The organism is Kitasatospora sp. NPDC058190 (genome assembly GCF_042883685.1).
Lineage (GTDB): Bacteria > Actinomycetota > Actinomycetes > Streptomycetales > Streptomycetaceae > Kitasatospora.
Window position 1 is genome coordinate 41,140 of record NZ_JBHVVI010000048.1, and the last position, 25,158, is coordinate 66,297.

Annotated in this window: 27 protein-coding genes and 1 pseudogene; 16 read left to right on the forward strand and 12 right to left on the reverse strand. The window is 73.1% G+C overall.

Annotated features, from left to right (window positions below; all coding sequences use genetic code 11):
- The first annotated feature begins 40 nt into the window (after positions 1-40).
- Positions 41-322, forward strand: coding sequence for a hypothetical protein (locus ACFVWU_RS22255; protein WP_387623621.1), 282 nt, complete (start codon positions 41-43; stop codon positions 320-322).
- 255 nt (positions 323-577) lie between these two features.
- On the opposite strand, the gene ACFVWU_RS22260 is transcribed toward ACFVWU_RS22255, so the two are convergent.
- Positions 578-781, reverse strand: coding sequence for a hypothetical protein (locus tag ACFVWU_RS22260; RefSeq protein ID WP_387623624.1), 204 nt, complete (start codon positions 779-781; stop codon positions 578-580).
- Between the two features lie 137 nt (positions 782-918).
- On the opposite strand from ACFVWU_RS22260, the gene ACFVWU_RS22265 reads away from it, so the two are divergent.
- Complete coding sequence (locus ACFVWU_RS22265; protein WP_387623626.1) at positions 919-1,677, forward strand: GntR family transcriptional regulator; 759 nt, start codon at positions 919-921, stop codon at positions 1,675-1,677.
- Positions 1,678-1,994: 317 nt separating this feature from the next.
- Here ACFVWU_RS22265 and ACFVWU_RS22270 read toward each other — a convergent pair whose 3' ends face one another.
- The gene (locus ACFVWU_RS22270; RefSeq protein ID WP_387623629.1) at positions 1,995-3,662 is read right to left on the reverse strand and encodes a fumarate hydratase; all 1,668 of its coding nucleotides are present in this window, start codon (positions 3,660-3,662) and stop codon (positions 1,995-1,997) included.
- Between the two features lie 89 nt (positions 3,663-3,751).
- On the reverse strand, positions 3,752-4,315 hold the full coding sequence (locus ACFVWU_RS22275) for an RNA-guided endonuclease InsQ/TnpB family protein (RefSeq protein WP_387623631.1): 564 nt from the start codon (positions 4,313-4,315) through the stop codon (positions 3,752-3,754).
- Between the two features lie 123 nt (positions 4,316-4,438).
- Here ACFVWU_RS22275 and ACFVWU_RS22280 point away from each other — a divergent pair, with 123 nt between their 5' ends.
- Positions 4,439-5,158, forward strand: coding sequence for a DUF1707 domain-containing protein (locus tag ACFVWU_RS22280; protein WP_387623683.1), 720 nt, complete (start codon positions 4,439-4,441; stop codon positions 5,156-5,158).
- A 317-nt stretch (positions 5,159-5,475) separates the two neighbouring features.
- Positions 5,476-5,865: a WhiB family transcriptional regulator gene (locus ACFVWU_RS22285; protein ID WP_387623686.1), complete on the forward strand. Its 390-nt coding sequence runs from the start codon at positions 5,476-5,478 to the stop codon at positions 5,863-5,865.
- 132 nt (positions 5,866-5,997) lie between these two features.
- Here the strand turns inward: ACFVWU_RS22285 and glpX are convergent, their stop codons facing one another.
- Positions 5,998-7,038, reverse strand: coding sequence for a class II fructose-bisphosphatase (gene glpX / locus ACFVWU_RS22290; RefSeq protein ID WP_387623633.1), 1,041 nt, complete (start codon positions 7,036-7,038; stop codon positions 5,998-6,000).
- Between the two features lie 215 nt (positions 7,039-7,253).
- On the opposite strand from glpX, the gene ACFVWU_RS22295 reads away from it, so the two are divergent.
- Positions 7,254-7,790 (forward strand): DUF4245 domain-containing protein, encoded by a 537-nt coding sequence (locus ACFVWU_RS22295; protein WP_387623636.1) that lies wholly within the window; start codon positions 7,254-7,256, stop codon positions 7,788-7,790.
- Between the two features lie 76 nt (positions 7,791-7,866).
- Here ACFVWU_RS22295 and ACFVWU_RS22300 read toward each other — a convergent pair whose 3' ends face one another.
- The 4 genes from ACFVWU_RS22300 to ACFVWU_RS22315 all read right to left on the reverse strand — a co-directional run bounded on the left by ACFVWU_RS22300 (position 7,867) and on the right by ACFVWU_RS22315 (position 11,597).
- Positions 7,867-8,469, reverse strand: coding sequence for a malonic semialdehyde reductase (locus ACFVWU_RS22300; protein ID WP_387623638.1), 603 nt, complete (start codon positions 8,467-8,469; stop codon positions 7,867-7,869).
- A 109-nt stretch (positions 8,470-8,578) separates the two neighbouring features.
- Positions 8,579-8,836, reverse strand: coding sequence for an exodeoxyribonuclease VII small subunit (locus tag ACFVWU_RS22305; protein WP_387623640.1), 258 nt, complete (start codon positions 8,834-8,836; stop codon positions 8,579-8,581).
- Positions 8,837-8,970: 134 nt separating this feature from the next.
- Positions 8,971-10,200: an exodeoxyribonuclease VII large subunit gene (gene xseA / locus ACFVWU_RS22310; protein WP_387623642.1), complete on the reverse strand. Its 1,230-nt coding sequence runs from the start codon at positions 10,198-10,200 to the stop codon at positions 8,971-8,973.
- Positions 10,201-10,238: 38 nt separating this feature from the next.
- A complete protein-coding gene (locus tag ACFVWU_RS22315) occupies positions 10,239-11,597 on the reverse strand; it encodes an APC family permease (protein ID WP_387623645.1) in 1,359 nt (452 codons plus the stop codon).
- A gap of 109 nt (positions 11,598-11,706) precedes the next feature.
- On the opposite strand from ACFVWU_RS22315, the gene ACFVWU_RS22320 reads away from it, so the two are divergent.
- Together ACFVWU_RS22320 and ppgK are read left to right on the forward strand one after the other, a co-directional pair.
- A complete protein-coding gene (locus ACFVWU_RS22320) occupies positions 11,707-12,681 on the forward strand; it encodes a 4-hydroxy-3-methylbut-2-enyl diphosphate reductase (protein WP_387623647.1) in 975 nt (324 codons plus the stop codon).
- 131 nt (positions 12,682-12,812) lie between these two features.
- Positions 12,813-13,559, forward strand: a complete 747-nt coding sequence (ppgK, locus tag ACFVWU_RS22325; protein WP_387623650.1) for a polyphosphate--glucose phosphotransferase — start codon at positions 12,813-12,815, stop codon at positions 13,557-13,559.
- Between the two features lie 39 nt (positions 13,560-13,598).
- Here ppgK and ACFVWU_RS22330 read toward each other — a convergent pair whose 3' ends face one another.
- Entirely contained in the window at positions 13,599-14,225 is a 627-nt protein-coding gene (locus tag ACFVWU_RS22330; protein WP_387623653.1) for a DUF6542 domain-containing protein, read from the reverse strand.
- A gap of 138 nt (positions 14,226-14,363) precedes the next feature.
- Here ACFVWU_RS22330 and ACFVWU_RS22335 point away from each other — a divergent pair, with 138 nt between their 5' ends.
- Together ACFVWU_RS22335 and ychF are read left to right on the forward strand one after the other, a co-directional pair.
- Positions 14,364-14,756: a VOC family protein gene (locus ACFVWU_RS22335; RefSeq protein WP_387623655.1), complete on the forward strand. Its 393-nt coding sequence runs from the start codon at positions 14,364-14,366 to the stop codon at positions 14,754-14,756.
- Positions 14,757-14,840: 84 nt separating this feature from the next.
- Positions 14,841-15,914, forward strand: a complete 1,074-nt coding sequence (gene ychF, locus ACFVWU_RS22340) for a redox-regulated ATPase YchF (RefSeq protein WP_380612195.1) — start codon at positions 14,841-14,843, stop codon at positions 15,912-15,914.
- Between the two features lie 129 nt (positions 15,915-16,043).
- Here ychF and ACFVWU_RS22345 read toward each other — a convergent pair whose 3' ends face one another.
- Positions 16,044-16,874 carry an alpha/beta fold hydrolase gene (locus tag ACFVWU_RS22345; protein ID WP_387623659.1) on the reverse strand — a complete coding sequence of 277 codons (831 nt, stop codon included), beginning with the start codon at positions 16,872-16,874 and terminating at the stop codon, positions 16,044-16,046.
- A gap of 122 nt (positions 16,875-16,996) precedes the next feature.
- Here ACFVWU_RS22345 and ACFVWU_RS22350 point away from each other — a divergent pair, with 122 nt between their 5' ends.
- The 3 genes from ACFVWU_RS22350 to ACFVWU_RS22360 all read left to right on the forward strand — a co-directional run bounded on the left by ACFVWU_RS22350 (position 16,997) and on the right by ACFVWU_RS22360 (position 19,621).
- Entirely contained in the window at positions 16,997-17,434 is a 438-nt protein-coding gene (locus ACFVWU_RS22350) for a MarR family winged helix-turn-helix transcriptional regulator (protein WP_387623689.1), read from the forward strand.
- Positions 17,435-17,702: 268 nt separating this feature from the next.
- The gene (locus ACFVWU_RS22355; RefSeq protein ID WP_387623662.1) at positions 17,703-18,080 is read left to right on the forward strand and encodes a hypothetical protein; all 378 of its coding nucleotides are present in this window, start codon (positions 17,703-17,705) and stop codon (positions 18,078-18,080) included.
- The gene (locus ACFVWU_RS22360; protein WP_387623664.1) at positions 18,077-19,621 is read left to right on the forward strand and encodes a caspase family protein; all 1,545 of its coding nucleotides are present in this window, start codon (positions 18,077-18,079) and stop codon (positions 19,619-19,621) included. The genes ACFVWU_RS22355 and ACFVWU_RS22360 overlap by 4 nt, the downstream gene beginning before the upstream one ends.
- Before the next feature lie 16 nt (positions 19,622-19,637).
- On the opposite strand, the gene ACFVWU_RS22365 is transcribed toward ACFVWU_RS22360, so the two are convergent.
- The gene (locus tag ACFVWU_RS22365; RefSeq protein ID WP_387623667.1) at positions 19,638-20,303 is read right to left on the reverse strand and encodes an HAD-IA family hydrolase; all 666 of its coding nucleotides are present in this window, start codon (positions 20,301-20,303) and stop codon (positions 19,638-19,640) included.
- A gap of 74 nt (positions 20,304-20,377) precedes the next feature.
- Positions 20,378-21,525 (reverse strand): annotated as a pseudogene (locus ACFVWU_RS22370) (dihydrofolate reductase family protein).
- Between the two features lie 176 nt (positions 21,526-21,701).
- Here ACFVWU_RS22370 and ACFVWU_RS22375 point away from each other — a divergent pair.
- The 4 genes from ACFVWU_RS22375 to ACFVWU_RS22390 all read left to right on the forward strand — a co-directional run bounded on the left by ACFVWU_RS22375 (position 21,702) and on the right by ACFVWU_RS22390 (position 24,908).
- Positions 21,702-22,520 carry a methyltransferase domain-containing protein gene (locus tag ACFVWU_RS22375; protein WP_387623670.1) on the forward strand — a complete coding sequence of 273 codons (819 nt, stop codon included), beginning with the start codon at positions 21,702-21,704 and terminating at the stop codon, positions 22,518-22,520.
- Between the two features lie 169 nt (positions 22,521-22,689).
- Positions 22,690-24,114: a DUF4190 domain-containing protein gene (locus tag ACFVWU_RS22380; RefSeq protein ID WP_387623673.1), complete on the forward strand. Its 1,425-nt coding sequence runs from the start codon at positions 22,690-22,692 to the stop codon at positions 24,112-24,114.
- A 178-nt stretch (positions 24,115-24,292) separates the two neighbouring features.
- Positions 24,293-24,457, forward strand: a complete 165-nt coding sequence (locus ACFVWU_RS22385) for a hypothetical protein (protein WP_387623676.1) — start codon at positions 24,293-24,295, stop codon at positions 24,455-24,457.
- Between the two features lie 10 nt (positions 24,458-24,467).
- A complete protein-coding gene (locus tag ACFVWU_RS22390) occupies positions 24,468-24,908 on the forward strand; it encodes an NUDIX domain-containing protein (RefSeq protein ID WP_387623679.1) in 441 nt (146 codons plus the stop codon).
- The last annotated feature ends 250 nt before the right edge of the window (positions 24,909-25,158 follow it).

Sequence of the window (25,158 nt, forward strand, 5' to 3'; positions counted from 1 at the left end):
TCGGGTGGGACACAATTGATGACTGAAAGGCGGCCGCCCAATGGCCAACGACCAGAGCGAGACCCCGGTGCCGTCGACGCCCGAGAGCGCGGCGCAGACCGGTGCCCCGGCCGCCGCTGTGGAGGCGGGCAAGGCTGTCGAGGGTGCGGTGACCGCGTCCTCGAACCCCACCGAGTACACCCAGCCGACCGACGCCGACAAGAACGCGTTCGAGAACGGCTCGTTCGGTGACGAGGGTCAGTACGTAGCGGAGCCCGACCCGGCCACCGGTGAGCCGGACAGCCCGCGCCAGCCCGAGAGCATCGTCGGCGGCCACCCGTAAGCCGTTGCCGGCTGAGCGCCCCCGTGCCCCCGTCCGGGCGCGGGGGCACTGTTGGTTATGTGCGCGCCAATTCGTGTGCGGGTCCATCGTGGTGGCCGATTCCCGTCCGTGGTGCACGCATGGTGACCGGAGTCATCCGTAACGTGCCCGGCGGCGGGCCCGCGGGGTTCCGGAATTCCGGATTCACCGGGGGGATTACCGGGGCCCTGAATGCCGTGGTTTGCGTGGGTTTTGCCGCAATTCCCGGCGCCGATCTCAATCAGCTGAATCGCGGGGGCCTGGGGCGGGCGAGACGTGGTTCGGTTCGGCGGTCCATTCGCGGCCGCCGCCCTCGGGGCGCAGGTAGTGCTCGCCGCCGAGGGTGCCCATGTAGATGCCGGTGCGTCCGGTCCTCCGGTCGAGGACGAGTTCGCCCACCTGTGGCCGGTAGGCCCGGGCGTCGTGCTGTCGAGTGCTCAACGTGCTGCTCCTCGCTCTCGTGCGCGACTGGCCAGCATCTCTAGAGAAGCTAATATCTCTAGAGATGTCAACGGTCGTATCTCCTTACTAGCGGCCGCGGGCGCGCCTAGGATTTGTCCGAGGGAGAGGGAGCGGCGATGACCGGCAGCAGTGGCGACAGACAGCCCAAGTACCAGCGGATCGCGGACTCCCTGAAGGCGGCCATCGACGACGGCCGCTACCGCGCGGGCGACCGGCTGCCCGGCGAGAACGACCTCATGGACGAGTACGGCGTGGCCCGGATGACCGCCCGCCAGGCGCTCGGCGTGCTGCAGAGCGAGGGGATCGCGGAGGCCCGCCGGGGCGCCGGGGTGTTCGTCCGGGACTTCCGACCGCTGCGCCGGCGCGGCATCCAGCGGCTGGCGCAGGGGCAGTGGGGGTCCGGGCGGTCGATATGGTCCGCGGACATCGACAACCGCAGCCTGGTGGTCGACCAGGTCTCCGTCGCCGAGCGGGGCGCGCCCGAACACGTGGCCCGGGTGCTCGGAGTCGACCCTGGCGCGCCGATGTGCGTACGGCACCGCCGCTTCGTCCTGGACGGCAAGCCGGTGCTGCTCTCGACCTCCTACCTGCCCGCCGTCCTGGTCGCCGGCACCGCCATCACCCGCGAGGACACCGGCCCCGGCGGCACCTACGCCCGGCTGGCCGAGATCGGCGCCAAGCCCGTGCACTTCCGCGAGGAGGTCCGCTCCCGGATGCCCAGCGCCGAGGAGGCCACCCGCCTCGAACTCTCCGCCGGCACCCCGGTCATCCTGATCTGCCGCACCGCCTTCGCCGACGAGGGGCAGGTCGTCGAACTCAACGAGATGATCCTGGACGCCGCCTCCTACGTCCTGGAGTACGACTTCGACGCGTGAGACGCGCCGGGGCCGTCAGAGGCTCGGATCCGCCAGTGCTTCCAGCTCTTCGACGGTCCTGACCACGCCGGGGTGGTCGGCCTTGTCGGGGGTGACGGCGGCCATGAGCCGTTCGGCGTTGGCGGGCGAGCGCAGCAGGTAGCTCGTCTCCTGCCAGGAGGTGAGGTCCGAAACCGCTTCGCGCGCCGCCCGCTTGCGGGCCTCGTAGACCCGGAAGCACGGTATTCACGTCCGGAGCTCGGTGGCACACAAAACCGCCCCAGCCGCAGGGGCGGCCGGGGCGGTCAGAGGGCGTGCGGGAGCGTTTCGCCGAGCGACTACTCCTTGGAGCGGATCCGCAGGCTGGTGATCAGCGGACCTTCCGTCGTCTCGCGGAAGAAGTCGTTGCCCTTGTCGTCGACCACGATGAAGGCCGGGAAGTCCTCGACCTCGATGCGCCAGACGGCCTCCATGCCGAGCTCGGCGTACTCCAGCACCTCGACCTTCTTGATGCAGTCCTGGGCGAGGCGGGCGGCCGGGCCGCCGATCGAGCCGAGGTAGAAGCCGCCGTGCGCGGCGCAGGCGTCGGTGACCTGCTTGCTGCGGTTGCCCTTGGCGAGCATGACCATCGAGCCGCCGGCGGCCTGGAACTGGTCGACGTAGGAGTCCATCCGGCCGGCCGTGGTCGGGCCGAAGGAGCCGGAGGCGTAGCCCTCGGGGGTCTTGGCCGGGCCGGCGTAGTAGACCGGGTGGTCCTGGAGGTACTTGGGCATGCCCTCGCCGGCGTCCAGGCGCTCCTTGATCTTGGCGTGGGCGATGTCGCGGGCGACCACCAGGGTGCCGGTGAGCGAGAGCCGGGTCTTGACCGGGTACTTGGACAGCTCGGCGCGGATCGCGGACATCGGCTGGTTGAGGTCGACGCGCACCACGTCGTCGTCCAGGTGCTCGTCGGTGGTGTCCGGCAGGTACTTGGCCGGGTCGGTCTCCAGCTGCTCCAGGAACACGCCCTCGGCGGTGATCTTGCCGAGCGCCTGGCGGTCGGCGGAGCAGGAGACGGCCATCGCGACCGGCAGCGAGGCGCCGTGGCGCGGCAGTCGGACCACGCGCACGTCGTGGCAGAAGTACTTGCCGCCGAACTGGGCGCCGATGCCGATCTTCTGGGTCAGCTCGGTGACCTTGGCCTCCAGCTCCAGGTCCCGGAAGCCGTGGCCGGTCTTGGCGTTGCCCGAGGTCGGCAGGTTGTCCAGGTAGTGCGCCGAGGCGTACTTGGCGGTCTTGAGCGCGAACTCGGCGCTGGTGCCGCCGATCACGATGGCCAGGTGGTACGGCGGGCAGGCGGCGGTGCCGAGCGAGCGGATCTTCTGCTCCAGGAACGAGAGCATGCTCGCCTCGTTCAGGATGGCTTTGGTCTCCTGGTACAGGTACGACTTGTTGGCGGAGCCGCCGCCCTTGGCCATGAACAGGAACTTGTACGCGTCGCCGTCGGTGGCGTACAGCTCGATCTGGGCCGGCAGGTTGTTGCCGGTGTTCTTCTCGTCCCACATGGTCACCGGGGCCATCTGGGAGTAGCGCAGGTTGAGCTTGGTGTACGCGTCGAACACGCCGCGCGCGATGGCGGACTCGTCGCCGCCCTGGGTCAGCACGTTCTGGCCGCGCTTGCCCATGACGATCGCGGTGCCGGTGTCCTGGCACATCGGGAGGATGCCGCCGGCCGAGATGTTGACGTTCTTCAGCAGGTCGAGCGCCACGAAGCGGTCGTTCGGGCTGGCCTCCGGGTCGTCCAGGATGCGGCGCAGCTGGGCGAGGTGCGCGGGGCGCAGGTAGTGCGAGATGTCGTGCATCGCCTCGGCCGTGAGCAGCCGCAGCGCCTCGGGCTCGACCTGGAGGAAGCTGCGACCGCCGGCCTCGAAGGTGGAGACACCCTCGGAGGTCAGCTTGCGGTACGGGGTCGGGTCAGCGCCCAGGGGGAGCAGGTCGCTGTACTCGAAGTCTGGCGTGGGAGCCATGGGGGCGGTCCTTAGGTGTCCAGTGATCCGGCTGCGTCGGCGAAGCACCATCCAGGGTAAGACCCGGTCGTGGTGGGCCTGCGGACAGGTCAGCCTTGCTTGAGTGCTCCCCCGCCTGAAGGCGGGGGCCCGCCTTCGCCTGGGGGATTTTTGGCTCGTGCTGCGTGGTCGCCCCACGGGCGGCCACGTCCTACGCACTCAACGCCAGCCGGGTTCGGACCTGCCCCGTGGAGCATCACGTGGGCGGAGTTCTTGTCTCTCGGGGACGAGGCTCCGCACGCGGTACAGGTGTACGTACGCATTCCCAGCGGCAGTGCGTGCTTGGCTCTCGCTCCGCAGTGCGCGCAGTCCATCGTGGTGTGCGCGGGGTGGACCAGGTGCACGGCCCTGCCGTGCTTGCGGCCCATCTCGATCAGGGCCGTCTTGGTTACGCCGATGGCGGCGTCAGCGGCCTTCCTGGCCATGGAGGTCTTGGCGAGGAACTTCGGTCGGAAGTCCTCTACTGCTATGTGGTCGTGGTCCCGGACGACGGTCTTGGCCCACTTGCGGGCGGTGTCCTGGCGCTGACGGGCGACCTTCTTGTGCAGTTTCGCGGCCTGCCGTCGCGCCTTGCGGTAGCCCTTGGACTGGAGGCTTGCACACGCGACTGACACATCCTCCGGTTATCAGGTGACCGGTCTCACTCGGGCAGGAGTGCGGGCGACTACGCTTGCGCCGTGGACAACTCGCCGTCGCAGGACGACCCGGGGCAGCCGCCGGTGTCGGCTCCCGTACCGATGACCAAGCCCGAACGCAAGCCGCAGCCCGAACCTGAGCCGCAGCCTGCAGCCACGCCGCAGCCCTCGCACGCCCCGGTGGCGGAGGCGGAGCTGCGCGTCTCGGACGCCGACCGCGAGCGGGTCGCGGAGCTGCTGCGGGACGCCTACGCCGAGGGCCGCCTGGACGCGGACGAGCACGCCGAGCGGATCGGGGCCGCGTACGCCGCCAAGACCTTCGGCGACCTGGTGCCGCTGACCCGGGACCTGCCCGCCCACCGGCCGCTGTCCTTCGAGAAGCCGCCGCCGGACGCCCCGGCGCCGGCCCCCGCCCCGAGGCAACTGCCGCCCGCGCGCCAGGAGTCGCCGTCGGTGGTGGCGATCTTCGGCGGCGCCGCCCGCAAGGGCCGCTGGCGGGTCGGCTCGCACCTGACCGCCTTCACCATGTTCGGCGGGGTGGAGATCGACCTGAGTGACGCCGTGTTCGAGTCCCCCGAGGTGGAGATCACCGTGACGGCGATCTTCGGCGGGGTCGAGGTCCGGGTGCCGGAGAACGTCAGCCTGCACGGCTCCGGGGTCGGCATCTTCGGCGGGTTCGACGTCCGCGAGCAAACCGCCGCGGACCCGTACGCTCCGGTCGTGCGGGTCAAGGGCGTTGCCCTGTTCGGCGGTTGCAACGCCAAGCCGCGCCGGGGCAAGAAGCTCAAGGAGTGGGTGCGCAAGCAACTCGGCTCCGACTGACTTGAATTGGCCTGTCGAGTGCCCGGCCGGGGATCAACTCCCGGCCGGGCACTCGCCGTTGTGGCGGGTGCACTCCGTAGTCGATTGCGTGCAGTGTGCATGAATCCCGGCGGGGCGGGGTAGGTCATTCCGCACATCGCTTCTTGTACGGCTGCGCACCGGAGGCGGCCAAGCGGCCGGTCCGGAGGGTTGGACCAGCGGGGGCTCGCAGCCGGGCAGCGGAGCGAGGTTCCCCCGTGTCCGAGAGCCTCGTCAGGAGTACGGCCGTGCTGCATCCGATCGAGTCCCGCCCCACCTCGCCAGTCGTCGCCGCCCACATGCTGGAGCGTCGTCCGGCCGTCCGCCCGCAGCCGCAGCCCCCGGGCGGCCCGGCGGGCACCGCTGCGGGCGCCGCCGCGGGCGAGGACAACCCCTGGCACACCGGTGCGGCCTGTCGGCGGGACGAGGTGGGGCTGTTCTTCGCGCCCTCGAAGGAGCCGACGGCGGCCCGGCTGTCGCGCGAGGAGCAGGCCAAGCAGGTGTGCGCCCGCTGCCCGGTGCTGCTGGAGTGCCGCGAGCACGCGCTGGCGCAGCCGGAGCCGTACGGGGTCTGGGGCGGGCTGACGGCCGCCGAGCGGCGGGTGGTGCTGGCCCGGCGCCGCCGCCGGGACGCGGAGCTGCGCGAGGCCGCCCGGGTGACCACGGCCCGGAGCCGGATAGCCGGTTGACGGCGGGCCGGAGACGGGAGCCGGGAGGCGGATCCCCCGGAAGGCGGTCGGAAACGCGGCGCGGCCTCGGCGGAGGGGGATTCCGCCGAGGCCGCGCCCGAACGTCCTGTCTTCGAGGCCGTTTCGCGTGGGTCAGTTGGCGCGGTCGAAGTCGATCGCGCTGTAGGCCCGCAGCTTCGCCAGCTTGTGGACGGAGTTGATCTCGCGGATCGTGCCGCTCTTGGAGCGCATCACCAGCGAGCTGGTGGTGGCGGTCTCCGAGCGGTAGTGCACGCCGCGCAGCAGCTCGCCGTCGGTGATGCCGGTGGCGACGAAGAACACGTTCTCGCCGCTGACCAGGTCGTTGGTGGTGAGCACCCGGTCCAGGTCGTGCCCGGCGTCCAGGGCCTTCTGCCGCTCGGCGTCGTCCTTGGGCCACAGCCGGCCCTGGATCACGCCGCCCATGCACTTCATCGCGCAGGCCGCGATGATGCCCTCCGGGGTGCCGCCGACGCCCATCAGCAGGTCGACGCCGGTGCCCTCGCGGGCGGCCATGATCGCGCCGGCCACGTCGCCGTCGGAGATGAACTTGATCCGGGCGCCCGCCTCGCGGATCTCCCGGACCAGGCCGTCGTGGCGCGGGCGGTCGAGCACGACCACGGTGACGTCCTCGACGGCGCTGCCCTTGGCCTTGGCGACCCGGCGGATGTTGACGGCCGCCGGGGCGGTGATGTCGACGAACTCGGCGGCCTCGGGGCCGGCCACCAGCTTGTCCATGTAGAACACGGCGCTGGGGTCGAACATGGTGCCGCGGTCGGCGACGGCCAGCACGGCCACCGCGTTGTTCATGCCCTTGGCGGTCAGCGTGGTGCCGTCCACCGGGTCGACCGCGACGTCGCACTCGGCGCCGGTGCCGTCGCCGACCCGCTCGCCGTTGTAGAGCATCGGGGCTTCGTCCTTCTCGCCCTCGCCGATGACGACCACGCCGTTCATCGAGACGGTCGAGACGAGGGTGCGCATCGCCTTCACGGCGGCACCGTCCGCGCCGTTCTTGTCACCGCGGCCGACCCATCGGCCGGCGGCCATGGCGGCCGCCTCGGTGACCCGGACGAGCTCGAGCGCGAGGTTCCGGTCGGGAGCCTCGGGCGCGACCTCCAGGGCGCGGGGGAGGTGGTGCGGGTACTGCGTGGTCATCGTCGTTACCTCTCTGTACGCGACGGCCAGTGAGCGCCCGACTACTGCCTGGTCGAACGCCGTGGTGAGGGTCCTGCGATCGTATCTGCCCACGAGATGACTGTCTGTGGCGCGGGTCGCCACCCCGTGGCGAAAAGCACCGGTTCGCCCGGCTTCACCCGTACGTGGACACCCCGGGTGGCACCGCCCGGATGTGGATGAGTCACCATGTGGGGGTGGCTGCAGAGAGCAAGGGCATGAGAGGTCGGCAGACCGTACGGGACATGGTCCTGTCGATGCTGGCGGTCGGTTTCGTCGTCTGGATCGGGTACCTGTTCCTCCCGCACGACGCCAACAGCGACCCGGTGCACGTGGTCGAGTACAAGGCGGCGGCGGCCAGCGCCAAGCGCGCCGCGCCCTATCCGCTGCTCTCCCCGGAGGGGCTGTCCGACAAGTGGCGGGCCACCTCGGTCAGCTACACCCCGGCCGACCTGAACTCCGGCAAGGGCAACGCCTGGCACCTGGGCTTCGTGACGCCCTCCGGCCAGTACGCGGCCGTCGAGCAGGCCGACGTGCCGCGCGACAAGCTGCTGGCGGACAAGGTCGCGGGCGGCCGGCCGGACGGCGCCTCGGACGCCGCCGGACACGCCTGGGACCGGGTGCAGGGCGAGAAGGGCCGCGCGCTGGCCGCGCAGACCGGCTCGGCGACCACCCTGATCACCGGCACCGCCTCGTACGAGGAGCTGGCCGAGCTGGCCCAGGCGCTCAAGTAGCGCCAGGGCTCCACGGGCACGCGGAAGGGCCCGCACCGGACGAACCGGTGCGGGCCCTTCGCCGTTCCGTCGCTGATCAGACGGTGGTGACGACCTCGTCGTAGGCCAGGCGCGGGGAGCGCGGGAACCAGGCGTCCTCGCCCGGCTTGCCGATGTTGACCACGGCCAGCACCGAGTGCTCGCCGTCGCCGAAGAACTCCTTGTTGAGGCCGGCGGCGTCGTAGCCGGTCATCGGGCCGGCGGCCAGGCCGGCGGCGCGCACGCCGATGATGAAGTACGCGGCCTGCAGGGCGCCGTTCAGCGTGGCGGACTGCTCACGGACGGAGCGCTCCGAGAAGAACATGTCCTTGGCCTGCGGGAAGTGCGGGAGCTGGGTCGGCAGCTCCTCGTGGAACTCGTTGTCCGCGGCCAGGATGGCGACCAGCGGCGCGGCGGAGGTCTTGGCCTTGTTGCCGTCCGCCATGTGCTGGACGAGGCGCTCGCGGGCCTCGGCGGAGCGGACCAGGACGACGCGCAGCGGCTGCTGGTTGAAGGCGGTCGGGCCGTACTTGACCAGGTCGTAGATGGCCTGGACCTGCTCCTCGGTGACCGGCTCGTCGGTGAAGGTGTTCGCGGTGCGCGCCTCGCGGAACAGCAGGTCCTGAGCGGCGGTGTCGAGTACCAGGGCGTCGGTGGTCATGCTTCTGCACCTCATGCGGGAGGGGGTTCGTCGGGGTGACCGGCGCGGCCGGTCACTTCCTCCAACATAGGTGAAGTTTCAACGATTCCCCAAGGGGTTGTGACCCGCGTCACTCCCCGGCCGGGGCTCCGCCCTCCTCGGCGGCCAGCGCGGCGTCCAGTCGGGCCCGGGCGCCGTCCAGCCAGCGCTGGCAGACCTTCGCCAGCTGCTCGCCGCGCTCCCACAGGGCCAGCGACTCCTCCAGGGAGGTCCCGCCGTTCTCCAGCTGCCGGACCACGTCCAGCAGCGCGTCCCGGGCGTGCTCGTACCCCAGCGCGTCGTCCGGGGTCGGCGCCGCCGCGTTCTGCTGCTCCTGCTGCTCTGCCATGCGTGCCAGCGTAGGGGCTGGCGCCGACAGGGACGGCTCCGGCGGGGCGGAAGCCCGGCTGCGCCCGGTCGACCGGTGGCGCCGGCCTCCGCCGCATGGTCGAGGTGCGACCCACCGTCCCGGCAGCGCTCGTACTAGTCCCGAGCCTCGGCCTCGGCCTCGGTCACCGTGACGTCGAAGCCGCCGCCCGCCACCCGGGCGTGCAGCCCCTCCCCGGCCGCGACCTGCGCCGGGTCCGTCACCACCGTGCCGTCCGCCCGCTGCAGCACCGCGTAGCCGCGCTCCAGGGTGGCCGCCGGGGACAGCGCGACCACCCGGGCCAGGGTGTGCCCGAGGTCGCTCTGCGCGTGGTCCAGCCGGTGCCGCAGGGTGCGCCGGGCCCGCTCCAGCAGGCCGTCCACCTCCTGGCCGCGCCCGTCCAGCATCCGGTGCGGGGCGGCCAGCGACGGGCGGCTGCGCAGACCGTCCAGCCCGTGCTGCTCGCGCTCGACCCGGGCCAGCACGTGCCGACGGGCCCGGTCGCGCAGCTGGCGGACCTTGGCCAGCTCCTCGCCGACGTCCGGGACCACCCGTTTGGCGGCATCGGTCGGGGTGGAGGCGCGCAGGTCCGCGACGAAGTCCAGCAGCGGCTGGTCCGGCTCGTGCCCGATCGCGCTGACCACCGGCGTACGGGCGGCCGCCACCAGCCGCACCAGCCCCTCGTCCGAGAACGGCAGCAGGTCCTCCACGCTGCCGCCGCCCCGGGCCACGATGATCACGTCCACCTCGGGGTGCTCGTCCAGCTCCCGGACGGCCGCGCTCACCCGCTCCACCGCGCTGACCCCCTGCACCGGGACGTTGCGCACCTCGAAGCGCACGGCCGGCCAGCGCCGCCGGGCGTTCTCCAGCACGTCCCGCTCGGCCGCCGAGTCGCGTCCGGTGACCAGTCCGACGCACTGCGGCAGGAACGGCAGCGGCCGCTTGCGCTCGGGTGCGAACAGGCCCTCCCCGGCGAGGCGCCGCTTCAGTTGCTCCAGCCGGGCCAGCAGCTCGCCCAGGCCCACCGGCCGGATCTCCGAGGCCCGCATCGACAGCTGCCCGCGCGCCGCGTACCACTCCGGCTTGGCGTGCACGACGACCCGCGCGCCCTCCTGCACCACGTCCGCGACCTGGTCGAAGACCGAGCGGAAGCAGGTCACCGTGAGCGAGACGTCGGCCTGCGGGTCGCGCAGGGTCAGGAACACCACGCCCGCCCCGGGCCGACGGCTGAGCTGGGTGATCTGCCCCTCGACCCACACCGCGCCGAGCCGGTCGATCCAGCCGCCGATCAGCGCGGAGACCTTGCCGACCGGGAGCGGGGCTTCGGGGGAGCTGGTGTTGGCCATGCGTACGAGGCTAGCGGCGCGCGCCGACAGCTCGGGCGCTAACGGTGCCCGCCGGCGCCCGAAGCGGTACTGCCCTGCACCCCGAGCACCACCAGCCCGACCGCCAGCCAGGCCAGCCCGACGAGCTGCGCCGTCGTCGCGGCCTCGCGGACCACCGCCCCGATCACCGCGATCCCCAGCGCCGGGACGACCAGGTGGCGCAGCCGGTCCCGCGAGCCGTGCCGGACGGTGTACCAGCCGACCACCGAGGCGTGCAGCAGCGCGAAGGCGGTCAGCGCGCCCACGTTCACCACCGAGGTCAGCTGGTCCAGCCCGTCGTCCCGGTTGGCGGCCCAGACCGCCGCCGCCATGGTGATGGCCGCGGCCGCCAGCAGCGCCCGGCGCGGCACCGCGCTGCCCGGGTCGACCGAGCCGAGCACCCGCGGCAGCCGCCCGTCCCGGCCCATCGCGAAGACCAGCCGCCCGGCCGCGGCCTGGCCGGCCAGTGCCGCGAAGGCCGCGCCGATCGCCTTGCCGGCCGCCACCAGCACGTGCAGCCAGTGCCCGATGCCGCTCTCCACGGTGTCGTAGAAGGCCGAGCCCTGTGCGGCCGGGTCGGCGGCCAGCTGCTGCGGGGTCATCGGCTCCAGCAGCGCCGCCAGGTAGGTCTGGGCGACGAACAGCACCCCGGCCAGCGCCAGGCACCACAGCACCGCCTTGGCCACCGCCGCCGAGGCGCCGACCGCCTCCTCGACGAAGGTGGCGATCGCGTCGAAGCCCAGGTAGGAGAGCACCGCGACGGACACCGCGGAGATCACCGCGGTGAGCGAGAAGTCCCCGACGGCGGTGAACGGGGTGTCCCAGCCGCGCCGGGCGCCGTCCTGGACCAGCGCCACCACGGCCGCGGCCGTGAACACCGCCAGCACCGCGATCTCCAGCGCCAGTACCGCGAAGCCGACCACGGCCGCCGTGCGCACCCCGACCAGGTTGAGCGCGGTGGTGGCCACCACCGCGAGCGCCGTCCACAGCCAGCGCGAGACGCCCGGCACCAGGGAGTGCAGCGCGATCCCGGAGAACAGGTAGGCCACCGCCGGGATCAGCAGGTAGTCCAGCATCGCCATCCACCCGGCGATGAAACCCGGTCCTTCGCCCAGCCCGGCCCGGGCGTAGGCGAACACCGAGCCGGTCTGCGGCACGGCGCGCACCATCTGGGCGTACGAGAAGGCGGTGAGGCCCATCGCCACCGTGGCGGCCACGTAGACCGAGGCGACGGCGCCGTGGCTCTTGGCGTCCAGCACGCCGAACACGCCGACCGGGGCCATCGGGGCGATGAACAGCAGTCCGTAGACCATCAGATCGCGGACGCCCAGACTGCGGCGCAGGCCGCTCGGTGTCGCCTGCTCGCTCACAGCGCTCATAGACACCACATTTGAGCATTTCTGATCGGATCCGACCGGAAACCGCCCGCCGTCGGCGCGGCTGCCCGCCGGGGGCGGTGCGACTCGCGGCCGCCCGTACGATGGAGCCATGTCCAACACCGCGCCGCGCCGTGTCCTGCTCGCCGCCCCCCGGGGCTACTGCGCGGGCGTCGACCGCGCCGTGATCGCCGTGGAGAAGGCCCTGGAGCAGTACGGGGCGCCCATCTACGTCCGCAAGCAGATCGTCCACAACAAGTACGTGGTGCAGACCCTGGAGAAGAAGGGCGCGATCTTCGTCGACGAGACGGAGGAGGTGCCCGAGGGCTCGATCGTCGTCTTCTCGGCGCACGGCGTCGCCCCGTCCGTCCACGACGAGGCGCGGGCCGGCAAGCTGGCCACCATCGACGCCACCTGCCCCCTGGTCACCAAGGTGCACAAGGAGGCCGTCCGCTTCGCCGACGAGGGCTTCGACATCCTGCTGGTGGGTCACGAGGGCCACGAGGAGGTCATCGGCACCATGGGCGAGGCCCCGGACCGGATCCACCTGGTGGACGGTGCCGAGGACGTCGCCAACGTGCAGGTGCGGGACGAGTCCAAGATCGTCTGGCTGTCCCAGACCACCCTGTCGGTGGACGAGACCATGGCCACCGTCGGCGAGCTGAAGAAGCGCTTCCCGGCGCTGGTCAGCCCGCCCAGCGACGACATCTGCTACGCGACCCAGAACCGCCAGGTCGCGGTCAAGCAGCTGGCCCCCGAGACCGACCTGCTGATCGTGGTCGGCTCCAAGAACTCCTCCAACTCGGTCCGCCTGGTCGAGGTCGGCCTGGAGTACGGCGCCAAGGCCGCCCACCTGGTGGACTTCGCCGAGGAGATCCAGGAGTCCTGGCTGGAGGGCGTCACCACGGTCGGCCTGACCAGCGGCGCCTCGGTGCCGGAGATCCTGGTGGACGGCGTGCTGGAGTTCCTGGCCGCGCGCGGTTACGACACGGTCGAGACGGTCAAGACCGCCGAGGAGCACCTGACCTTCTCGCTGCCCAAGGAACTGCGCCGCGACCTGCGCGCCGAGGCGGCGGGCAAGCTGTAGACCGTTGTGGAGAACCCGGCGCCCCGGTGGGGTGCCGGGTTTTTCGCTGTGCGTCGCCGCCGGGGCTCTCGTAGTTTTGTGCACAGGCTGTGGACAAGCCGGTCCACGGCCGAACGTCGGAGGGCGGAGTGATGACGGCGGTATTCGGCGTGGACATCGGCGGCTCGGGCATCAAGGGAGCCCCGGTCGACCTCGCCCGGGGAGTGCTCGCCCAGGAGCGCCACAAGGTGCTCACCCCGCATCCGTCCGAGCCCGAGGCCGTGGTCGCCGCCGTGTGCGAGGTGGTCCGGCACTTCGACCACCAGGGGCCGGTCGGGCTGACCTTCCCCGGCGTGGTGGTCGGCGGCCGCACCAGGACCGCCGCCAACGTGGACAAGGGCTGGGTCGGCCTGGACGCCGCGGGCCTGTTCCGCGAGGCACTGGGCCTGCCGGCGACCGTCCTCAACGACGCGGACGCGGCCGGCCTGGCGGAGTTCACCCACGGTGCCGGGCGCGGCGAGTCGGGCGTGGTGCTGGTGCTCACCTTCGGCACCGGCATCGGCAGCGCGCTCTTCGTGGACGGCACGCTGGTGCCCAACACCGAGCTGGGTCACCTGGAGCTGCGCGGCAAGGACGCCGAGCGCCGGGCCTCCTCGGCCGCCAAGGAGCGGCACGGGCTGGACTGGGAGCAGTGGGCCGGGCGGGTCAACGAGTACCTGGACCTGGTGGAGATGCTGTTCTCGCCGCAGCTGATCGTGATCGGCGGCGGGGTGAGCCGCAAGCACGAGAAGTTCCTGCCGCTGCTGAAGGACCGCGAGGCGAGGGTGGTGCCGGCGGAACTGCGCAACGACGCGGGCATCGTCGGGGCCGCCATGGCGGCGGCCCGGGCGGCGGGCTGAGGGCCTGCCGGTTCCGGGCTCCGACGGGAGGGGTGGAGCTCAGCGGGAGCGGTGGATCCGGCGCTGGGCGACGAAACGGGCGAGCACGATCAGCGCGGCCAGGCCGGTGCCGGAGAACAGCCAGCCGGCCCGCAGTGCCAGCCCGGTCGCCAGCGCCACCACCTGGGCGGTCACGCCCGAGGAGCCGACCGGCGCGAGCACCAGCAGCGCCAGGGCGAAGGCGATCGGCCCGCTGATCGGCGCGGCCAGCAGGTCGGCGTAGCGGACCCGGACGGCCAGCTGGAAGCAGACCATCAGGTAGCCGAGGCCGAACAGCCAGCCGAGGCCGTCGAAGAGCAGCCGGTCCACGCCCGCCACCGCGAGCGTCGCCAGCACGGCGGCCACGCCGGTGCCGATGGCGGTCAGCCGGGTCGGCCGGCCGGTGCGGCGGCGCCCGTACACCCGCAGCCGGCGCCCGGGGGACGGGCGCGCCGCGGTGGGCCGGCCGGCCGCCGGGCGCAGCCGGGCAGGGGGAGTCTCGGGGGCGGCAGGGGCTCGGGTGCTCTCGGGGGCCCGGCCGGGACCGGGGACGGCGGCCGCGGCCGCGCCGTTCGGCGGACGGCGTCTGGGCCCTGGCGGCTGGGTACGGGTGCTCTGCTCCACCCGCCCAACGTACGGTCCGATCATCGCCACACTGTGTAATGGACCGTTCAGGTCTTGTCCTGTGTCTCCGGACGGAGTAGTTCTGTGATCGTCGTTCAGCGGCCTGACCGGCTCGGACGGCTCGACGAACCAAGATCATCGAATCACCGTACGGGGGACCTCGTGGCCACGGACTTCACCTTCGAACGCCTCGACCACTTCCAGCTCGACATCCCGGCCGGCGCCGAGGACGCGTGCCGAGCCTTCTGGTCCGGCGTGCTCGGCATGACGGAGCTGGAGAAGCCGCCGGTGCTGGCGGCCCGCGGCGGCTGCTGGTTCCGTGGCGGCGGGGTCGAGGTGCACCTCGGCGTGACCCCGGACTTCCGGCCGTCCGTGAAGGGGCACCCGGGCATCCTGGTGCGCTCGCTGGACGCCCTGGCCGAGCGGCTCGCCGCGCACGGCCACGAGGTGGTCTGGGACGACAACCTGCCCGGCCACCGGCGCTTCTACGCGGCCGACAAGCTGGGCAACCGGCTGGAGTTCCTGGAGCCGCGACCGGCGGCGACCGAGGCGTAGGGCAGCGCAGACGCTGCCCGTAGACTTGGGGGTCGGCCCGTACGGTGCCGACCCAACTCCTCCAAGCCCACGGGACTGCGCTTCATGTCGCTCACGATCGGAATCGTCGGCCTGCCGAACGTCGGCAAGTCGACCCTGTTCAACGCCCTGACCAAGAACGACGTGCTGGCGGCCAACTACCCGTTCGCCACCATCGAGCCCAACGTCGGCGTCGTCGGCGTCCCCGACCAGCGGCTGGCCAAGCTCGCCGAGATCTTCGGCTCCCAGCGCATCCTCCCGGCCACCGTCGACTTCGTGGACATCGCGGGCATCGTGCGCGGCGCCAGCGAGGGCGAGGGCCTGGGTAACAAGTTCCTCGCCAACATCCGCGAGTCGGACGCGATCTGCCAGGTCGTGCGCGCCTTCACCGACCCGGACGTGGTGCACGTGGACGGCAAGGTGTCGCCCAAGGACGACATCGAGACCATTCACACCGAGCTGATCCTGGCCGACCTCCAGACCATCGAGAAGGTCCTGCCGCGCCTGCAGAAGGAGGCGCGCCTCAAGAAGGACACCGCCCCCGTGCTGGCCGCCGCCGAGGCCGCGCAGGCGATCCTGGAGACCGGCAAGACCCTCTTCGAGGCCGGCTTCGACACCGCCCCGATCCGCGACCTGCACCTGCTGACCGCCAAGCCCTTCCTCTACGTCTTCAACGTGGACGAGGCCGAGCTGGCCGACGAGGACTTCAAGAACGCCCAGCGCGAGCTGGTCGCCCCCGCCGAGGCGATCTTCCTCAACGCCAAGATCGAGTCCGAGCTGATCGAGCTGGACGACGCCGAGGCCCTCGAACTCCTCCAGTCCATGGGCCAGGACGAGCCCGGCCTCGCCACCCTCGCGCGCGTCGGCTTCAACACCCTCGGCCTGCAGACCTACCTCACGGCCGGCCCCAAGGAAACCCGCGCCTGGACCATCAAGAAGGGCGCCACCGCCCCCGAGGCCGCCGGAGTCATCCACACCGACTTCCAGAAGGGCTTCATCAAGGCCGAGGTGATCTCCTTCGACGACCTGGTCGAGACCGGTTCCATCGCCGAGGCCCGCGCCAAGGGCAAGGCCCGCATCGAGGGCAAGGAATACGTCATGCACGACGGCGACGTCGTGGAGTTCCGCTTCAACGTCTGACGTTCCGTCGGGAATGCTGCTCGGCCCGCTCGGTGGCCGGGCAGCATTCCGGTTGGTGCCGGTCGGGTCAGCTCCGAGCACCTCGTTCCACATCGCGCGGCGCGCCGGCCCGCGCCCGGAGCGATGGCCTCAGGCGGCGTCGGCCTCCCGGAGGAAGTCGACCAGCACGCGGGTGAACTCCTGCGGGGCCTCCTGTGTCGTGTAGTGACCGACACCCGGCAGCAGCACGGTGCGGCCGTCCGGGACCGCCCGGATCAGCTCGTCCGCCGTGGCGAGGAGGCCGGGGGCGTCGAGCGCGCCGTTGATCGCGAGGACCGGCACGGCGATCTCCTTGGCCCGCGCGGCGAGGTCCTCGACCGGGACGCGGTGGTCCGGCTCGTCCGGGGTGTGCTTCATGAGGGTGCGCAGCGCCATCTCGCGCACGTGGGCCACGATCGCCGGATCGACCTCGTCGAGGCTGCGTGCCGGGCCGGCGATCCACTGCAGGAAACCGTCGAGATAGCCCGGCAGGTCGCCGGCCGCCAGCGCCGCGCCCTGTCGCTCGGCGGTCCCGGCGGACCAGGCGTCGGTCAGGTCCGGCTCGCCGAGCCCGCGACCGCTGACGACCAGGGCCCGCACCAGCTCGGGGTGCTCGATCGCCGTGTCAACCGCGATCATCGCGCCCATCGACACGCCCACCAGCGCGACCTGACGCAGCTCCAGGTGTCGCAGCAGATCCGCGAGATCGTCGGCGTTTCGGAACGGCCCGCTCGCATTCGCCGACCGGCCGTGTCCTCGAGCATCCGGCGCAACGACCCGGTAGCCAAGCGCGACCAGGCCGGGAATCAGGTTGTCGAACTGAGAATGGTCGACGAACACGCTGTGCAGCAGTACCAGGGCCTCGCCCTCGCGCGGCCCCTCGTCGCGGTAGGCGAGCAGGCCGTCGGCGGACTGGAAGGTCTCGAACTCGAACTCACTCATGACAACCAAGTTGTCACAGTCCGCCAAGAATGGCAACTGAGTTGTCATGTCATAGTGGTGTCGTGACCGATTCCCCTGCCACGCCCGTTCCCCTGTCCCCCGAGGAGCTGCCGGGACGCCTCATGGAAGTCTTCGCCCTCGTCGGCCCGCTCTACCGTCGCGTCCAGCGCCGGATCGAGCTGGACGCCGCCCAGGGCCTCTCCGTCGGCGTGCGCGCCGTGCTGGACCTGCTGCGCCAGCACGGGCCCATGACGGTGCCGCAGATGGGTCGGGCCCAGTCCCTCAGCCGACAGTTCGTCCAGCGCATGGTGAACGACGCCGCGGCGTCCGGGCTGGTCGAGGCCGTCCCCAACCCGGCCCACGCGCGCTCCTCGCTGATCCGGCTCACCGACGCCGGCCAGGCCGCCATCACGGCCGTGACGGCCCGCGAACACGCGCTGCTGCGCCAGGTTGGCGGCGACCTCACCGACGTCGACGTGGCGACCACTGTTCGCGTGCTCGGCCAGATGCTGGAGCTGTTCGAAGACGTGGACCCGACAGGTTCGGAGCCGCCTTGCTAGCCAGTCCCGAGTCGGCACCCGTGGAACGAACAGCGGACCAGTGGCAATCCGCACGACGAGTGCCGGCCGGGCCTGGACGGGCAGCGCGCACCGCCTGCAGCGCGCCGCCCCCGTCATTCGTTCCGCTTCAACGTGTGACCCGGCGACAGCTGGCACCCCCGGAGGGGCCGACTCCCGTGAACGGAGTTCGGCCCCTCCGGCCTTGTGGGGGTGGTGGTTCCTCTAGGGTGGGGTCGGCCAACTGGGGGCTGTGGGAGAGGGGTTGGGTGTGGAGGTCGAGCTCGGGTTCGAGGTGGCGGAGGGTGCCTCGGAGGGGGCGGAGGTCGAGGCGGCGCGGTCGTTGACCCGGTGGCTGCTGGCCGAGCCGGAGCTGCGGGGCATCGAGGTGCGGCCCGGGGCGGCGGATCCGGCGGCCGGGCGGATGGGGGAAGTGCTGGAGATCCTCAATGTGGTCCTGGCGAACGGGATCGCGCTGGGGAGCCTGGTGACCGCCGTCGCCACCTGGCGGGACTCGCGGCGCGGCGGGATGCGGGTGCGGATCGAGCGCGGCGGCACGTCGGTGGTGATCGAGGACGGGTCGGCGGACGAGGTGCGCCGGATCGTGGCGCAGCTGGAGCCGCCGGCCGGAGCCGCCGAGCAGTCGTGACCGTGCTGGCGGACCCGGGCCGGTCGGCGGCCGTGCTCGTCGGGGTGCACGACTACGTCCACCTGGACGGACTGCCGGCCGTCGAGCAGAACCTGGAGGGGCTGCGCCGGGCGCTCACCGACCCCGAGGTCTGGGGGCTGCCCGCCGAGGCCTGCGCGGTGATCGCCCAGCCCGCGAGCGTGCGCGAAGTGCTGGACACCGTACGGGAGAAGGCGCGCCAGGCCACCGACACCCTGCTGGTCTACTACGCCGGGCACGGCGTGACCGACGACTACTCGGAGGAGCTGTACCTCGCGCTGCCGGACACCGACCGCGAGCGCGAGTACACCGCGCTGCGGTTCGAGTCGCTGCGCCGCGCGCTGCTCGACTCGCAGTCCCGGGCGCAGCGCACGGTGGTGGTGCTGGACTGCTGCTACAGCGGCCGGGCGCTGGTCGGCTCGATGGGCGCGGGCAAGTCCCTCGCCGACCGGACGGCGGTGAACGGGACGGTGGTGCTCACCGCCTCGGCCGCCACCCGGCCCGCCCTGTCGCCGCCGGGGGAGCCGTACACCGCCTTCACCGGGGAACTCGTCGACCTGCTGGAGCGGGGCATCCCGGGCGGTCCCGAACTGCTGGACATGGACACCCTCTACCGGCGGCTGTACGCACGGCTCGCCGCGAAGTCCCGCCCGCTGCCGCAGCAGCGCAACCGCAACACCGGCGGGCTGATCGCGATAGCCCGCAACCGGGCGGCGGGGGTGGACGCGGAGGAGGACACCGCGGTCCGGGACGCCGCCGAGGAGGCGCTCGCGAGGCGGGAGCGGGAGGTCGAGCGGCTGCGGGCCGCCGCCGAGGAGGGCGCGCGGGAGCTGCTGCACCGGGCCACCCGTCTGGCGGCGGCGCTGGCGGCCGAACCGGACCCGGACTTCCGCCTGTTCTGGCTCGCCGTCCCGGCCGTGCGCGAGGTCTTCGGTGCGGACGGTTCGCTGGAGCCGGTGGGGGAGTTGGTGCCGGGCACCTGGTACCTGGCGTTGGCGGCCCGCGGGGGCGCCCTGCTGGTCCAACACGCGGACGGGGCGCGGGGGATCCTGCTCGACTGCGTCGGGATCCAGAACGGTTCGGAGGACGACGAGTTCGAGCTGTACTGGTTCGCGGTGCCGGCCGTGCGCGAGGTCTTCGGTACGGACGGTTCGCCGGAGCCGGTGGGGGAGTTGGTGCCGGGCACCTGGTACCTGGCGCTGGCAGCCGCCGAGAACGCCCTGCTGGTCCAACTCCCGGACGGGGCCAGGGGGTTGCTGCTGGACGTCAGCGGGATCCAGAAGGGCGTCGCGGACCGGCCGTACCCGCCGCCGGAGAGCCGGGACGACTTCGCGCCGTTCTGGTTCGCGGTGCCGGCGGTGCGCCGGCTCTTCGATGCGGACGGTTCGCCGGTGTCGGCGGGAGAGCTGGTGCCGGGTGAGTGGTACCTGGCGGTGGGGCAGCAGGCGGACGTCCTGACGGTCCAACTCCCGGACGGCACCCGTTGGCTGCTGTACGACTCCACCGGCATCCGGCGTGACTGAGCCCGGCTAGCCCCGGCTAGCCCAGGACGGTGACCGTCACCACCCCGTCCGCGTCCGCCGTGACGGTGACCGCGTCGAGGGTCGCGGCGAGGGCGTCCGGGTGGTGGGCGGCGGCGCGGGGGCCGATGCCGATGACGCGCATGCCGGCCGCGCGGGCGGCGGCGATGCCGGCGCCGGAGTCCTCGAAGGCGAGGCAGTCGGCGGGGGCGTGGCCGAGGGCGGCGGCGCCCTTGAGGAAGCCCTCCGGGTCGGGCTTGCTGGCGCCGACCGACTCGGCGGTGACCAGGACGGGCGGCAGTGGCAGGTCGGCGGCGGCCATCCGGATCCGGGCGAGCGGCTCGTCGGCGGAGGTGACCAGGGCGTGTGGCAGGTCGGCCAGGGCGGCGAGGAAGGCGGGGGCGCCGGGGACCGGGACGACGCCCTCGACGTCGGCGCGCTCCTCGGCGAGCATCTGCGCGTTCTCGGCGAGGTTGGCCTCGACGGGGCGGTCCGGCAGCAGCACGGCCATGGTCGCGTGGCCCTGGCGGCCGTGGACGACATGCATCACCTCGACGGGGTTGAGGCCGTGCCGCTCGGCCCAGCGGCCCCAGCAGCGCTCGACCACGGCGTCGGAGTTGACCAGGGTGCCGTCCATGTCGAGGAGGAGGGCGCGGGCGGTCAGCCGGAGGGGGGCGGCGGGCATGGGACGGCTCCTCGGGGAGAATGGCGGTGCGGGCCCAGGAAGGCGAGCTCTTTGTTTCCAAATGATACAAAAGATCAGCGGAGCAGATGGGCGTTGACCGCCCGGGCCTCCTCGGCCAGCTCCGGCAGCTCCACCACCTCGACCCCGGCCGCCTCCAGCAGGGCCGTGCCCTGGCAGTCGGTGACGAACAGGTCCGGCTCGCGCCAGGCGACCACCACCCGCGCCGCGCCCGCCGCGATGAGCAGCCGGGCGCACGGTACCGGCCGCGAGGCGCGCTGCCCGCAGGGCTCCAGGCTGCTGTAGACGGTCGCCCCGCGCAGCCGGGCGTCGCCCGCGGGGAGCTTGCCCAGGGCCGCCTCCTCGGCGTGGTCGTGCGCGTGCACCTCCCGGCTGAAGCCCTCCGCCAGCACCTCGCCGTCGGCGCCGACGATCACCGCGCCGACCGAGAAGGCCGTCTCGGAGGGCGGGCAGCGGCGGGAGAGCTCGACGGCCCGGCGCAGGTGGTCGAGGTCGGTGGTGGTGGGCTGGTTCACGGCGCGGGCTCCTTCGGGGCGTACCTCAGCAGGACGACGTCGCCCACGGTACGTGCCTCCAGCAGTCGCATCCGCCGGGCCGGGCCGCCCGGGAAGGCGGCCGGGCCGACGAACCGCGGCGCCCCGGCCTGGCCGACCAGCAGCGGGGCGACGGCCAGCTGGAGCTCGTCCGCCAGGCCCCGGGCCAGGAACTGGGTGTGCACCCCGCCGCCCCCCTCGACCATCAGTCGGCGCACCCCGCGCGCGCCCAGGTCGTCCAGCACCGCGCCGAGGTCCACCGCGCCGCCGAGCGCGACCACCTCGGCGAGCCCGTCGAGCCGGGGTCGCAGCACCGCGGCCCCGGCGTCGGTGGTGTAGGCGAGCTTGGCGCCGCCGGTGTGCCAGAACCGCAGGTCGGCATCGAGTGCGCCGCTCGCGCTGAGCGTCACCTTCAGCGGGTACTCCGGGTGCCCGGCGGCCACCCGGGCGGCCCGGCGCGCGGGGTCGTTGACCAGCAGGCGGGGGTTGTCGGCGCGCAGGGTGTTGCCGCCGACCAGGATCGCGTCGGCGGCCGCGCGCTCCTCGTCCACCCGGTCGAAGTCGGCGGCGTTGGAGAGCAGCAGCCGGTCGGGGGAGGCGTCGTCGAGGTGGCCGTCGAGCGACACGGCGGCGCTGAGCAGGACGAAGGGGCGCTGGCCGGGGCCGGGCATGGGCGGGGACCGTTCTGTCGGGGGCGACTCCACGGTACGGCGGCGGGATGTGGCGCGGCCCTGGAGGGGTCGGAATGTGAGACGGTTCTTCTCGTCATCCGGGATGGGGCGTAGCGTCGGAGCCGTCGCGCGAACGGAAGACCTGCCGGAACACCGACCACGCCCAGGGGGCCCTCATGCCCGGACCGCAGCCTGCCACCGTCTACACCCACGGCCACCAGGAGGCCGTGCTGCGCTCGCACCGCTCCCGGACCGCCGCCGACTCGGCCGCCTACCTGCTGCCCGAACTGCGGTCCGGCCAGGCCCTGTTGGACGTCGGCTGCGGGCCCGGCACGATCACCGCCGACCTGGCCGAACTGGTCGGCCCCACCGGGCGGGTGGTGGCCGTGGACACCTCCGCCGAGGTGCTGGAGCAGGCCGCCGGGTACGTCGCCGAGCGCGGCCTGTCCAACGTGGTGTTCGAGCTCGCGGACGTGCACCGACTGCCGTACCGGGACGGCGAGTTCGACGTCGTGCACGCCCACCAGGTGCTGCAGCACCTGGGCGATCCGGTGGACGCGCTGCGCGAGATGCGCCGGGTGACGGCGCCCGGCGGGGTGGTCGCGGCCCGGGACGCCGACTACGCCTCGATGACCTGGTTCCCCGAGGCACCCGCGCTGGACCGCTGGCTGGAGTTGTACCGCCGCACCGCCCGCGTCAACGGCGGCGAGCCGGACGCCGGGCGGCGGCTGCTCTCCTGGGCCCGCGCGGCCGGCTTCACCGAGGTGACCGCGAGCACCAGCACCTGGACGTACGCGACGCCCGAGCGGCGCGACTGGTGGGGCGGGATGTGGGCGGACCGGGTGACCGGCACGGCGTTCGGCCGGACGGCGGTGGAGCGGGGCTTCGCGGACCGGGCCGAGCTGGAGCGGATCGCGGCCGGCTGGCGGGAGTGGAGCGCCGCCGAGGACGGGTGGTTCTCGATGATCCACGGCGAGGTCCTGGCCCGCGGCTGAACGGCGGGTCCGGTCGGGCGGCCAGGGGGGGGCAACGGTCGGGCGGGCGTTCGGAAAGATCGGGTAAAGTCGCGCGACCGTTCACCTCGGGCCCGTCCGGGTCCGAGCCACGGTGTCGAACGCCGCAACGCCGAGCTGACGCCCGCCCCGGCGGGTTGGGGGAGTCCACGTGTCCAAGCCTGAGTCCGAGCTGCCCGCCGCCTCGGGGCCGGACCCGCGGGTGGGCTTCCGCAAGGACTCGGGCCGCGCGGACGCCGAGGCTCCGGAGCGGCCCGCCGAGGTCGAGCCCGCTCCCGTGGAGCCCCCGGCCGCCGAGCCGGCCCCGGAACCGGAGTCCGCGCCCGAGCCGGCCCCGGCCCCCGGGCCCGTCGACCCCTGGGCCCCGCCCGCCGACCACTCTCCGCAGGCCGCCCCGCCGGCCTCGCCCCAGCCGCCGCCGCCCCCGCCGCTTCCCGCCGGAGGCTGGGCCACGGCGTCGTCGGCGGCGCAGGCCGGCCTCCGGCCCGGTCACCCGCACGCGTACCCGTACCCGTACGGTTCGGCGTCCCCGTACCACCCGAAGCCGGAGCAGCGCACCAACGGCTTCGCGGTCGGCTCGCTGGCGACCGGACTGAGCCTGCTCGCGCCGGTGGCCCTGGTGTTCGGGATCATCGCGCTGACCCAGATCAACCGCCGCAAGGAGCGCGGCCGCGGCATGGCGGTGACCGGTCTGGTGCTCGGGGTGGCCGGCACGGTGCTGCTGGCGCTCCTGGCGGGCGCGGGGGACTTCAGCTCCGCGCGGGACGGCCGGTACGCCCAGAAGCCCCCGCCGGGCTCGGTCCGCTGGTCCGCGCTGAAGGCGGGGGACTGCTACAACTCCCCGAGCGGGAGCAGCGCGACCGACGGGCCCGGCGACGAGACGGTGTACTGGGTGGGCCGGGTGTCCTGCTCGGACCCGCACCACGGCGAGGTGGCCGGTACCGCCAAGGTGCCCGAGAGCAAGGGCCCGTACCCGGGCGAGACCGCCATGCGCGAGCGGGCGGCCACGCTGTGCCGCACGGTTCTGGAGGACTACGCGCTCGACCAGTGGACGGTGCCGGACGGCATGGACGACGTCTACCTCTACCCGACCTCGGGCAACTGGGCGGCCGGCGAACGGTACGTCACCTGCGCCTTCGAGGACCGGGACGACCAGCACCTGGGGACGGTCCGCACCGACCGCGCCAACCTGACCGCCGCCCAGCTGGCCTACCTGGAGGCCGTCCGGGGCTTCAACAACACCTACACCGACGCGCCGAAGCAGGACGTCGGCGTCGCCGAGGCCGAGTACCGGTCCTGGGCCCGGCGGATGGCCGCCGCCTCCCGGGCCGAGGCCGCCGCCCTGCGCAAGCCGGCCACGGACTGGCCGGCCGACGTCCGGCCGACGGTCGAGAAGCTGGCCGAGGCGCAGACCCAGGCGGCCACCGCCTGGGACGCCGCGGCCGCCGGCGCCGACCTGTCGGGTGACCTGCGCCGGGCCCGGGCGCTGGTGGCCAAGACCGTGCCGATCAGCGTGGAGATCCGCCGCGCCCTGGGCCTGTCCACCGGCGAGCAGGTGCCCGACCTCCGGGTCTGAAACGCCCGGGCGAGCACCCCGGGCCGACACCGCGGCGAACACCCGGGCAACGGGTTACCCGCCGTTAACTCCGCGCGTACCTCTCGGTAGCGCGCCGTCCGTACGCTCGCTGCCATGTCCCCGGCCCGACCCCCACGCCGGCCGGGGACAGTCTCCCTGCCGCCGGTACGCTCCCCTCATGGGCACCTTCCGGGTGATGCGGCAGGACGACAACGGCAACCGCTTCCTGGTCGCCAAGGGCCTGGACCGGGCCGAGGCGCAGCGGTTGGCGGCGGAGTTCGAGGCGCGCGGCCACAAGCAGCTGTACTGGGTCGAGTCCGAGGACGGGGACGCCGCGCCGTAGGGTCGGGGCCATGGACCAGACCGGTGAGACCCCCAGCGAGCCGCGGATCGTCGTCGGCGGTGCGCTGATCCACGGCGGCCGAGTGCTCGCCGCCCGGCGCAGCGCGCCCGCGGCGGTGGCCGGGCGGTGGGAGTTCCCCGGCGGCAAGGCCGAGCCCGGGGAGACCGAGCCGCAGGCGCTGGAGCGGGAGCTGCTGGAGGAGCTGGGCGTACGGGCGCGGGCGCTGCGCCGGCTCCCCGGGGCGTGGACCGTCCGGCCGGGCCTGGAGCTGCGGTTCTGGGCGGCCGAGCTGCTGGACGGCGAGCCGCGCCCGCTGGAGGACCACGACGAGCTGCGCTGGCTCGGCCCGGCCGAGCTGGACGGCGTGGACTGGATCGAGCACGACCGCGAGGTGCTGCCGCACGTCGCCGAGCTGCTGGTGGCCGCGGGCGACGCGCAAGCCGCCAGATAGGTCAATCGGACAAGACGACCCGGGAGCCGGGATAGCCTGGGTTCTGCTGGGTATGTCGCGTTTCGGCGCTATTCGTCACCATCGGTGAGCCGTCCCAGCCGGCGACGCCGATCCCGACCCAGAGCCGGAGGCCCCGTCGGTGTCGACAACCGGGAACGGCGGCGGGGGAGCGCGGCGGGCAGGCGCTGCGGGAGGCGCCGCCGCCCGCGCCCGACTGCGCCGCGCCGTCCGTCCGGCCGCCCCGCAGCTG

Bases quoted from the DNA above. Each gene is read 5' to 3' on its own strand.
- ACFVWU_RS22350 (WP_387623689.1), top strand. From the start codon at position 16,997: ATGGAAGTCTTCGCCCTCGTCGGCCCGCTCTACCGTCGCGTCCAGCGC.
- ACFVWU_RS22280 (WP_387623683.1), top strand. From the start codon at position 4,439: ATGACCAAGCCCGAACGCAAGCCGCAGCCCGAACCTGAGCCGCAGCCT.
- ACFVWU_RS22385 (WP_387623676.1), top strand. From the start codon at position 24,293: ATGGGCACCTTCCGGGTGATGCGGCAGGACGACAACGGCAACCGCTTC.
- ACFVWU_RS22315 (WP_387623645.1), bottom strand. From the start codon at position 11,597: ATGAGCGCTGTGAGCGAGCAGGCGACACCGAGCGGCCTGCGCCGCAGT.
- ACFVWU_RS22305 (WP_387623640.1), bottom strand. From the start codon at position 8,836: ATGGCAGAGCAGCAGGAGCAGCAGAACGCGGCGGCGCCGACCCCGGAC.
- ACFVWU_RS22285 (WP_387623686.1), top strand. From the start codon at position 5,476: ATGCTGGAGCGTCGTCCGGCCGTCCGCCCGCAGCCGCAGCCCCCGGGC.
- xseA (WP_387623642.1), bottom strand. From the start codon at position 10,200: ATGGCCAACACCAGCTCCCCCGAAGCCCCGCTCCCGGTCGGCAAGGTC.
- ACFVWU_RS22255 (WP_387623621.1), top strand. From the start codon at position 41: ATGGCCAACGACCAGAGCGAGACCCCGGTGCCGTCGACGCCCGAGAGC.
- ACFVWU_RS22345 (WP_387623659.1), bottom strand. From the start codon at position 16,874: ATGAGTGAGTTCGAGTTCGAGACCTTCCAGTCCGCCGACGGCCTGCTC.
- ACFVWU_RS22265 (WP_387623626.1), top strand. From the start codon at position 919: ATGACCGGCAGCAGTGGCGACAGACAGCCCAAGTACCAGCGGATCGCG.
- ACFVWU_RS22320 (WP_387623647.1), top strand. From the start codon at position 11,707: ATGTCCAACACCGCGCCGCGCCGTGTCCTGCTCGCCGCCCCCCGGGGC.
- ACFVWU_RS22330 (WP_387623653.1), bottom strand. From the start codon at position 14,225: ATGATCGGACCGTACGTTGGGCGGGTGGAGCAGAGCACCCGTACCCAG.
- ACFVWU_RS22300 (WP_387623638.1), bottom strand. From the start codon at position 8,469: ATGACCACCGACGCCCTGGTACTCGACACCGCCGCTCAGGACCTGCTG.
- ppgK (WP_387623650.1), top strand. From the start codon at position 12,813: ATGACGGCGGTATTCGGCGTGGACATCGGCGGCTCGGGCATCAAGGGA.
- ACFVWU_RS22390 (WP_387623679.1), top strand. From the start codon at position 24,468: ATGGACCAGACCGGTGAGACCCCCAGCGAGCCGCGGATCGTCGTCGGC.
- ACFVWU_RS22270 (WP_387623629.1), bottom strand. From the start codon at position 3,662: ATGGCTCCCACGCCAGACTTCGAGTACAGCGACCTGCTCCCCCTGGGC.
- ychF (WP_380612195.1), top strand. From the start codon at position 14,841: ATGTCGCTCACGATCGGAATCGTCGGCCTGCCGAACGTCGGCAAGTCG.
- glpX (WP_387623633.1), bottom strand. From the start codon at position 7,038: ATGACCACGCAGTACCCGCACCACCTCCCCCGCGCCCTGGAGGTCGCG.
- ACFVWU_RS22365 (WP_387623667.1), bottom strand. From the start codon at position 20,303: ATGCCCGCCGCCCCCCTCCGGCTGACCGCCCGCGCCCTCCTCCTCGAC.
- ACFVWU_RS22375 (WP_387623670.1), top strand. From the start codon at position 21,702: ATGCCCGGACCGCAGCCTGCCACCGTCTACACCCACGGCCACCAGGAG.